The organism is Candidatus Zixiibacteriota bacterium, assembly GCA_020853795.1.
In the GTDB taxonomy this organism is placed as follows: domain Bacteria; phylum Zixibacteria; class MSB-5A5; order CAIYYT01; family CAIYYT01; genus JADJGC01.
This window is the reverse complement of sequence record JADYYF010000098.1, coordinates 1-10,121: the sequence shown is the minus strand read 5'-3', so window position 1 is coordinate 10,121 and position 10,121 is coordinate 1. Positions and strand designations below refer to the sequence as shown.

Genomic DNA, 10,121 nt, shown 5'->3' with positions numbered 1-10,121 from the left:
TCATTCTGCAAGCGACCGATGCCTGTGGTGCAACCGATCTGGATACAGCGGTCGTCAATGTGACGCTGAATCAGGCTCCGGTTGCGGACGCGGGGAGAGATTCGACATTGACGCAGTGTACACCGGCGCAGATTTGCTGGCCGGCTTCGTGCAGTGATCCGAACGGCAACCTGTCGACCTGCCAGTTGGTGAGCGGGCCGGGGACGTATAACGGAACGAATATCTGCTTCACGCCGGCTTCGTCGGGGACGTACACGTTTGTCCTGAAGGCGACCGATGCCTGCGGCGCTACCGACTATGACACTTCGGTGGTCAATGTGACGCTGAATGTGGCACCGGTTGCGGATGCGGGACGGGACTCGACGCTGTTCCAGTGCGCGCCGGCGCAGATTTGCTGGCCGGCATCGTGCACCGATGCGAACGGTAACCTGTCGACTTGCCAGTTAGTGAGCGGGCCGGGGACGTATAATGGAACCAGCATTTGCTTCACTCCGGCTGCGAGCGGGACGTACACGTTTGTCCTGAAGGCGACGGATGCCTGCGGCGCTACCGACTATGACACTTCGGTGGTCAATGTGACGCTGAATGTGGCACCGGTGGCGAATGCCGGCCGTGATTCGACGCTGTTCCAGTGCACACCGGCGCAGATTTGCTGGCCGGCATCGTGCACCGATGCGAACGGTAACCTGTCGACTTGCCAGTTAGTGAGCGGACCGGGGACCTATAACGGCACGAATATTTGCTTCACACCGGCCGCGAGCGGGACATACACGTTCATCCTGCAGGCGACCGATGCCTGTGGTGCGACCGATCTGGATACGGCGGTGATCAATGTCACTCTCAATCAGGCGCCGGTAGCAAACGCGGGGCGCGATTCGACGCTGTTCCAGTGCGCGCCAGCGCAGATTTGCTGGCCGGCCTCGTGCAGTGATCCGAACGTCAACCTGTCGACCTGCCAGTTGGTGAGCGGGCCGGGGACGTACAATGGAACGAATATCTGCTTCACGCCGGCAGGTGCGGGTGTGTTCACGTTTGTGTTGCGCGCGATGGATGCTTGCGGGGCGACGGATTACGACACGGCGGTGGTAACGGTGACGCTGAATCAGCCGCCGGTGGCGACGTTGGGTAACGACACAACGGCGTTCCAGTGCGCCAGCGGGCAAATCTGCATTCCGGCAGCGTGCTCCGATCCTGACGGGAATCTGTCGACTTGCCAGTTGGTGAGCGGTCCGGGGAGTTACGGCGGTTCGAGCGTGTGCTTCACGCCGGCAGGCGCGGGTGTTTACACGTTCGTCCTGAAGGCGACGGATGCGTGCGGGGCGGTCGATTATGACACGGCGGTGGTGACCGTGGCGGTGAACAATCCGCCGGTGGCAAACGCCGGACGCGATTCGACGCTGTTCCAGTGCGCGCCGGCACAGATCTGTATCGCGGCCGGTTGCAGCGACCCGAACGGCAACCTGACCAACTGCGAATTGACCTCCGGCCCCGGAGTACTGAACGGCGGCGGGATTTGTTTCACGCCGGCAGCATCGGGGACCTACACGTTTATCGTGAAGGCGACGGACGCCTGCGGCGCGATAGACTATGACACGTCGGTAGTGAATGTGACGCTAAATGTTGCGCCGGTGGCGAATGCCGGGCGCGACTCGACGCTGTTCCAATGCGCACCGGTGCAGATTTGCTGGCCGGCTTCTTGCAGCGATCCGAACGGCAATTTGTCCAGCTGCCAGTTGCTGAGCGGGCCGGGGACCTACAACGGCACCAATATCTGCTTCACACCGGCGGCGAGCGGCGTGTACACGTTCATCCTGCAGGCGACGGACGCCTGCGGCGCGACCGATCTGGATACGGCGGTCGTCAATGTGACGCTGAATCAGGCGCCGGTGGCGAACGCCGGACGCGATTCGACGCTATTCCAGTGTGTACCGACGCAGATTTGCTGGCCGGCATCGTGCAGCGATCCGAACGGCAACCTGTCCACCTGCCAGTTGGTGAGCGGGCCGGGAACCTACAACGGAACGAGTATCTGCTTCACACCGGCAGGCGCGGGTGCGTTCACGTTCATCCTGCAGGCGACAGATGCCTGCGGTGCGATCGACCTGGATACGGCGGTCGTAACCGTATCGGCGAACTCGGCGCCGGTGGCGAGCTGTCACGGCGATACCACGATCTTTGCCTGCAATCTCAACCAGATTTGCCTGGGCGGATTCGGGGCGACCGATCCGAACGGCAATTTGAGCGGCACGACGGTGACGGGTGGGACACTGAACGGCAGCCAGGTGTGCTTCACGCCGGTGGCGGGGGCCAATACGATTCGGCTGATCGCGACAGACGCCTGCGGTTTGGCGGATACTTGCCAGACAGTCGTGACGGTGATCTTGAATGCGGCGCCGGTGGCAAACGCCGGTCCGGATCAAAACCTGAATTGTCAGAGCCCGAGCCAGCAGGTGTGCTGGCCGGCCAGTTGCAGCGACGCGAACAATAATCTGAGCGACTGTCAGTTGGTTTCCGGCCCCGGGAGCTACAACGGCAGTCAGATCTGTTTCACGCCGGCCGCGAGCGGGACGTTCACGTTCGTGCTCAAGGCGACGGATGCCTGCGGCGCTACCGATTTGGACACGGCGGTGGTGACGGTGCGGCTGAATACAGCGCCGACGGCGAGCACCGATCCGTCCGATACGACGTTGTTCTGTACGCAGGCGGGTCCGGCGCAATTGTGCGTACCGTTCAGTTATGCGGATGCGGAGGGGAACGTTCAGAGCGTCAACGTAACACCGGCGCCGACGAGCCTGAATTGGGCCAACGGCAGCGGGACGTTCTGCTTCACCCCGGGCGGCAGCAGCGCGCAGTATGCGTTTACGGTCACGGTGACCGACAGCTGTGGCCAAAGCGTGCAGACGAGCCATACGCGCTGGGTGGGGTTCATCGATTGCGACACGGCGACGTGTTTCATCGTCAAAGCCGAGAAGACGCACAACACGCTGCAGGGACACTATGAGTATGTGTCGGTGACGATCGAAGGCAGCGGGCAGGACTTCGGCGGCTACGACTTCCTGATGAGTTACGACAACACCGGGTTGAGCTTCATGCAAGCAGAGCCGGGTGTGATGCTGACCAATTGCGGCTGGGAGTATTTCACCTACCGTTACGGCGTGCCGGGCAATTGCACCGGGCCGTGCCCGTCGGGCATGCTGCGGGTCGTCGCGATTGCAGACGTCAGCAACGGCGCGAATCACCCGAGCTGCTTCGGGCCGGCGTTACCATCGCCGGTGGAGTTGTTCCGGCTGAAGTTCTTCGTGTCGAACGACCGGACGTTTGAATGCCAGTATTTGCCGATCAAGTTCTTCTGGTTGGATTGCGGCGACAATGCGGTGTCCTCGGTGACGGGCGACACGCTGTGGATCGAAAAGCGCATCCTGTCCTTCGAAGGCAATACGCTGTGGGACGAATTCGATGATGTCGGCTATCCGAGTTCGGCGCGGCCGTTCGGATTCGGCGCGCTGGATGTATGCATGCTCGGCGAGAAGTACGAGCCGATCCGCTGCATCGAGTTCTGGGAAGGCGGTATCGACGTGGTGTGCGCCGACTCGATCGACGCTCCGGGCGATATCAACCTGAACGGGATTGCCTACGAAATCGCGGACGCGGTGCTGTACACGAATTACTTCCTGTACGGCATGGCGGCGCTGGATCCGAATCCGCAGCGGCGCGAGGCACAGATTGCGGCCTCCGATGTTAATCGCGACGGCACGCCGTTATCGGTGGGCGATTTGGTCTACCTGGTGCGGGTGATCGTCGGCGACGCGCTGCCGCTGAGCAAGCTGACGCCGTTCGCCAGCACGGTGACGGTGCATCAGGACGGCGAGTTGCTCGTAACCGAGTCGAGCAGCCGGGTGGGCGCGATGTTGCTGACGTTTGCCGTCGGCGATTCGTACCGACTGGAGAATCTGACGAACTTGACGCTGCTGCAGGCGGCGGACAAGGGGGTGCTGAAGGCGCTGATTTACGATATGTCGACCGCCGCGCTTGAAGCCGGTGTCAACCGGATCGCGCGCGTGGAAGGCGATATTCGGCTGGTGAGCGCCGAGGCGGCCGATTACAGCGGCAATATGCTGACGAGCACGCTGGCCAAGAGCATCCTGCCGACGGCGTTTTCGCTCGGGCAGAATTACCCGAACCCGTTCAATCCGGAGACGGTGATTGAGTTTGCCCTGCCGACGGCGGCGGACATGACGATTTCGGTGTACAATGCCGCCGGCCAGAAGGTGGCGACGGTGCTGAACGGAATGTTGCCGGCGGGCCGCCATCAAGTGCGGTGGAATGCGGAAGATTCCGGCGGCAACCGGGTCTCCTCGGGCGTATACTTCTACAAGCTCGAAACGTCGGGCTTCACGGCGACGAAGAAGATGTTGCTGGTGAAGTAAGCGCAGCCCCTTCAGGGCCGTCGCGCTTGACGGCCATGTACATAGAAAAGCCCCGCCGCAAGGCGGGGCTTTGTTTTTTCTCCGAAGCGAAGGGGGTGCAGGTTCAAACTTTGACGAGCCAGTCTTGATAGCGCTCGTGGCGCAGGCGGACGACGTCTTCGAAGATGGCCGCCAATTGCGGCGCGATCTGGCCTTTGCGCTCGAGGTTGAATTTGCGGCGTTCGAGCTGCTTGACGTAGTTGACGCCGGAGCCGGTGCCGGTGAAGAAGATTTCGTCGGCTTCGAGCAGTTTCTCGCGCCGGTACTTCCCTTCCGTCACCTTCATCTTCAGCATTTCCCTGGCAAGCTGGATGATCGACAAGCGCGTGATGCCCGCCAGCGGACCGCAGTCAAGGGCCGGCGTAAACAGCTTGCCGTCTTTGACGAAGAACAGATTCATGATCGAGGCCTCGGCCACGTGACCCTCGGTGGAAGACAAGATGCCGACGTCGTAGCCCTTGTCCTTGGCCTCCTGCGCCGAGAAGAACGACAGCAGGTAGTTGCCGGTGAGTTTGCCGGAGTAGGTGCCGTCGGTCGGACGTTTCTGAGAGACGAAGCAACAGCGAAACTGGTTAGCGGAGGAAAACGGAATTGACTGGATGAAGATGGAGACGCCATAAGTGGAGGGTCGCATCAGGCCGACGCCTTTTTCTTCGCGGTAGACCAGCGGGCGGATGTAGGTATCGACGCGGACGTTGTTCTTGCGAATCAGCGTGCTGATGATGCCGACGAATTCCTCGAACGAGAGTTTAAAGTCGAGCCCGATCATGCCGGCGCTACGGCAGAGGCGCTGGTAGTACTTCTCCGGACGGAAGAGAAACCAGCCTTTGCGGTCTTCGACGTAGAAAGCCTTCATTCCTTCGAACGCGGCGGTGCCGTAGTTCATCGCCTGCATCATGGTGGAGACGTTGTTGACGGACGGCGCATGGTACTTGCCGTTGGTGTACATGTATTTCACGGATCAACCTCGGAAAGAGTCGATAAGGTAAGTCAATGCCAAGTCATAGCCGGCGGGGCCGAGGCCGCTAATGAGCCCGACGCAGGCGCGGGCGGTCAGGGACTGGCGGCGAAATTCCTCGCGGCGGTAGATGTTCGAGAGATGAACTTCGACGACCGGGACGGTCACGGTCAGAAGCGCATCGAGGATTGCGCCGGAAGTATGGGAATAGGCGGCGGGATTGATGATGATCCCGGCGACATCGCGACGGTAGCGCTGGAGCCATTCAACGATTTCGCCCTCGTGATTGCTCTGATGAAACTCCAGGGCGTAGCCGCGGGCGGACGCCTGGGTACGCAGGCGTTGTTCGATCTCACCGAGGGAGAGCGAGCCGTAGATTTCGGGCTGGCGTTCGGCGAGCAGATTCAGATTGGGGCCGTTGATCACGACGATCGTTCGATTCAGGCAATCCTCCGTTTCACAGCCGCGACGGCGGCGGCAAACTCCCGATAGTCTACACTACGAATGCGATGATTGCCACAGCTTTTTAGGAGGACAAATTGGATGCGGTCACCCTGCCGCTTTTTGTCGTGTTGAATCTTGCTCCAGAGGCGGTGGGGTGTCGCGCCGGCAAAGTCAAAGTGGGAGTAGAGCGCAAGGAAGACGGCTTCGCACTGATCGCGGTCTTTCTCGTTCAATCCGGCGTGGCGAACCGACAATTCGAGGGCGATCTGGATGCCGAAGGCGACGGAGTGGCCGTGCGATTGGCCGGTCAGAGCTTCGTAGGCGTGTCCGGCGGTGTGGCCGAAATTGAGAATGCGGCGCAGGTCACGTTCGAAGGGATCGCGGTTGACGATGTCGGTTTTCAGGCGGACGGCAGCGTCGATCAGGCGGTGGAAGTCCGCCGCGGCAGCACGGGAAAGGTGAGTCTGCGTGAAACGGCGCCAGAGACGGGAGTCGTGGACGCAGAAGATCTTGAAGGCTTCGACCAAGCCGTCGCGCACTTGCGGTTCGGTGAGAGTGGTCAGGAAGTCGTGGTCGCAGACAACGATGCGGGGGGCGCAGAACACGCCGACGATATTCTTGACTCCGAGAAAATTGATGGCCGTCTTGCCGCCGATGGCCGCATCCACCTGGCAGACCAGGGTCGTGGGCACGGCGGCATAAGGAATTCCGCGCATATAGAGCGAGGCCGCGAGACCGGCCAAGTCGGTGACGACACCGCCGCCGATGGCGAGGAGCAGCGAGCGGCGGTCAGCGTGGAGCCGATGCAGCCAGGTCAGGATCCGATGCAGCGAAGTTTCGGATTTAGCGGACTCGGCACTCCTAAACAGAAACCATTGAGCGGACTTGGGCACGGCGGTTCGGAGCGGGCGTTGGTGGAGGCGATAGACCCGATCATCGCAAACGACGAAGACGGCAGTCGGCTTGTCGCTTCCAGCAAGAAGGCATGCCAATTCGGCTGACAGAATTCCGGAGCCGGAGACGACAGGCGTTGGCGCGGTACCGGGATGGAGAGAGAACTTAGTGAGCATGGGCGGAAGTCCAGCGATGATAGAGTTCAACGATCTGACCCGCGACAGCGGCGGCCGTTTGCCCCTTGGTATCAACCCGAGTGGTGATGCCGGCGTAGGCTGCAGCGCGTTCGCGGCTGAGTTCATCGAGGCGGCGAGTAACGTCGCCGGCGGCGAGGAGCGGCCGATCAGTAGCGAACGCCAGACGCCGGGCGAGTTCATCAACGTCGGCGGCGAGGAGAATCACGAGGCCGTGTTGCCGCGCGAGTGCGAGATTGGCCGAGGGAATCAGCATCCCGCCACCGGTGGCGATGAGTTGATGATCCCGGTGGCAGAGCTTCTCCAGAAGCTCGCGTTCGCGTTGGCGGAAGTACGATTCTCCCTTCTCCGAGAAAATACGCGCGATCGACAGTCTTTCATTCTTCTCGATGGTCTGGTCGGTATCAACGAAGTCGCAGCCAAGTGTCCGCGCGGCGATTTGGCCGGCGGTGGTCTTGCCGACGCCGGGCATGCCGGTCAGAAAGATGTTCCGAGCGTTAACGTTGATTGACATGACGAAGATAGGAGCGGTAGTTGGCAAGGGCTTCGCGCATCGAGTCGCCACCGAATTTCTCGGAAAGCATGTCGGCGAGAGTGAGAGCGACGACGGCCTCGCAGACGACGCCGCCGGCGGGAACGACGCAGATATCGGAACGGACGTAGGGTGCATCGGTCGGGCGGCGCGATTTGAGATCGGTTGACGGCAGCGGCTTACCCAAGGTCGAGATCGGTTTAAAGTAGGCGCGGAGGATGATTTCCTCGCCGGTGGTGATGCCGGCCGTGATGCCGCCGGCGTTGTTGGAGCGATGGTGGTAGCCGCGCGACTTGTTGTAGAGGATGGGGTCATGCACCTGCGAACCGAATTGGGTGCTGGCAAGGATGCCGGTGCCGATTTCGATGGCTTTGACGGACTGCACGCCCATGACGGCAGCAGCGAGACGGACATCGGCACGGCGATCCCATTGGACGTAGCTGCCGAGTCCGACGGGAGCGCCGGAGACGACGACCTCGCTGACGCCGCCGAGGGTGTCCTGACGGGTGACGGCACGATCGATTTCGCGGATCATCAGTTTGGCGGCGGCGGGACTGGCGCAGCGCACGGGGGATTTTTCGATTTGGCGAAACTTGGCTGGAGTGAATTTCACCGGCTGGTCGTTGACGACGTTGCCGATGCGACGGGTGTGCGAGTAGACGACAATTCCGAATGCGTGCAGGAATTGCTTGGCGATGGCGCCGATGGCGGTGCGGGCAGCGGTTTCGCGGGCCGAGGAGCGTTCGATCGCTTTCTGGATATCGTCGAAATCATACTTGAGTACGGCGGACAGATCGGCATGGCCGGGGCGCGGCACGGTCCTTTTGGGACGCGCCTGATCCTTCCAGTTCTTCCAGTCGCGATTTTGAATGAAGATGCTGATCGGTGCCCCGATGGTGACGCTATCCCAGACACCGGCGGTGATCAAGGCGGTGTCCTGCTCGATGCGCATCCGCAGACCGCGGCCATAGCCAAGTTGGCGACGGCGCAGATCGAAGTTGATGGCCTGCAGGTCGAGTTTGAGGCCGGCGGGGATGCCCTCGATGACGGCGGTAAGGCCCATGCCGTGCGATTCGCCGGCGGTGACGAAGCGGATCATGCGCGTGCTCCGGAGATGATTTTCAAGATTCGAGCCGGCGCGACGGTGCGGCCGGTCATCAGGTACCAGTTTGCGGCCGCCTGTACGGCGAGCATGTACTTGCCGTCGACATGGCGGCGCGAGTCATTGAACGAAGGAGAATAACGCAATTCGAAGAGCGCTCGGCAACGCGCCCGCAGTCGCGTCCCCAGCAATGCCGAGGCAGCCAGCGGAGTGCAGTTGATGAGCAGGTCGATCGGTGCTGCGCGTCGCGGCAGTTCATCATAGGTCAGCAGATCCGTGCGATCGGCACAGTGCACTTGATTCAGATAGCTCCGCCAGGAACGGCGTTCACGCAACTGGCGACTGACGATCGTGATTGAAGAACAGGAAGTCTGCGCGAGGTAATAGACGACCGTGCGAGCAGCGCCGCCGGTGCCGAGGACAACAACATGCTTCCCGTGCAGATTGAGGCGCAACCGGTTCTCGATGGTCGTCTTGATCCCGGCATAGTCGGTATTGAAGCCATCGAGTTTGCCGCGGCGGCGCAACACGAGATTGACAGAGCCGGTAGCTGTGGCAATCGGGTCGAGACGGTGCAGGTAACGGACGACCAGTTCTTTGTGCGGCACGGTAACATTGAATCCGCTCATGCGGATTTCCTCAGCCAGCGTGACGAACCGTTTGACGCGATTGGATGGAAGGTCGAACGTGACATAGAGCGCGTTAATGCCGGCGTCGAGGAACAGCGAGTTGTAGATCAGAGGCGAGAGCGTGTAAGAGATGCTTTCGCCGACGATGCCGTAAAGCTGGAGAGGCTTGGGCATCAGCAGAGCCTCCGCAGGGTGGTATAGAATTCGGGCGCAGAGATCGCAATCATTTCCTGATACCTGTTCCCGAGTTCACCGCCAAGCGCGAGAGTGGCGATTTCGATGGCCATGGCGAGACGATGGTCACCCCGGGGGTCGGCCGAAGTCGACGGTTGCGGTGCGCCGCCGTGGACGATGAGATCCTCGCCCTCGATGGTGGCCTCGCAATTGAAGGCGCGGGCCAGATCGACGATTCCCTGCGCGCGGTCGGACTCTTTGACGCGCAATTCTCCGACTTTGCGAAAGCGCGTCGTGCCGGAGGCGAAGATGGCGGCGACAGCCAGAGCGGGAACTTCGTCGATGAAGGATGCGGTGGCAATGCCGTCCGAGTCAGTGCCGCGAAGTTGGGATGACTCGATCATGAGCGAGCCGACGGGCTCATTGGCGCAAAGTCGGCTGTCGCTGACTTGAATGTGGGCGCCCATACGCCGAAGCAGTTCGAGAGCGCCGAGGCGAGTAGGATTGACCAAGACGTCTTTGATGACGACGCGACTGCTGCCGATGACGGAAGCGGCGACGCAAAAAAAGGCGGCGGTGGAGATGTCGCCCGGCACGTCGTACTCGAAGGCCGTCAGCGTGACGGGGGGAACCAATGCAGTCCTCATGTCGCTTCGAATAATGGCGGCGCCGGCGTGCTGGAGCCAGCGTTCGGTGTGGTCGCGGGAGAGTTCGGGCTCGGTGTAGGT

The 10,121-nt window shown here is 61.3% G+C and carries 8 protein-coding genes; 1 reads left to right on the top strand and 7 read right to left on the bottom strand.

The genetic code is table 11. The features are described 5' to 3' along the window. The coding region (locus IT585_07520; GenBank protein ID MCC6963083.1) for a T9SS type A sorting domain-containing protein at positions 1–4,427 on the top strand (4,427 nt) is incomplete at its 5' end. Between the two features lie 103 nt (positions 4,428–4,530). On the opposite strand, the gene IT585_07515 is transcribed toward IT585_07520, so the two are convergent. The 7 genes from IT585_07515 to IT585_07485 form a co-directional block, all read right to left on the bottom strand. After that, the gene (locus tag IT585_07515) at positions 4,531–5,424 is read right to left on the bottom strand and encodes an aminotransferase class IV (GenBank protein ID MCC6963082.1); all 894 of its coding nucleotides are present in this window, start codon (positions 5,422–5,424) and stop codon (positions 4,531–4,533) included. A 3-nt stretch (positions 5,425–5,427) separates the two neighbouring features. After that, positions 5,428–5,868 (bottom strand): type II 3-dehydroquinate dehydratase, encoded by a 441-nt coding sequence (aroQ, locus tag IT585_07510; GenBank protein ID MCC6963081.1) that lies wholly within the window; start codon positions 5,866–5,868, stop codon positions 5,428–5,430. Then, on the bottom strand, positions 5,865–6,938 hold the full coding sequence (locus IT585_07505; GenBank protein ID MCC6963080.1) for a 3-dehydroquinate synthase: 1,074 nt from the start codon (positions 6,936–6,938) through the stop codon (positions 5,865–5,867). The genes aroQ and IT585_07505 overlap by 4 nt, the downstream gene beginning before the upstream one ends. Continuing rightward, positions 6,928–7,470 (bottom strand): shikimate kinase, encoded by a 543-nt coding sequence (locus tag IT585_07500; GenBank protein ID MCC6963079.1) that lies wholly within the window; start codon positions 7,468–7,470, stop codon positions 6,928–6,930. The genes IT585_07505 and IT585_07500 overlap by 11 nt, the downstream gene beginning before the upstream one ends. Continuing rightward, complete coding sequence (gene aroC / locus IT585_07495; GenBank protein MCC6963078.1) at positions 7,454–8,587, bottom strand: chorismate synthase; 1,134 nt, start codon at positions 8,585–8,587, stop codon at positions 7,454–7,456. Before aroC ends, IT585_07500 begins: the two co-directional genes overlap by 17 nt. Beyond that, positions 8,584–9,393, bottom strand: a complete 810-nt coding sequence (locus IT585_07490) for a shikimate dehydrogenase (protein ID MCC6963077.1) — start codon at positions 9,391–9,393, stop codon at positions 8,584–8,586. The genes aroC and IT585_07490 overlap by 4 nt, the downstream gene beginning before the upstream one ends. After that, positions 9,393–10,121 (bottom strand): 3-phosphoshikimate 1-carboxyvinyltransferase (locus tag IT585_07485; protein MCC6963076.1); only part of this gene is annotated, 729 nt, incomplete at its 5' end. The genes IT585_07485 and IT585_07490, both read right to left, overlap by 1 nt.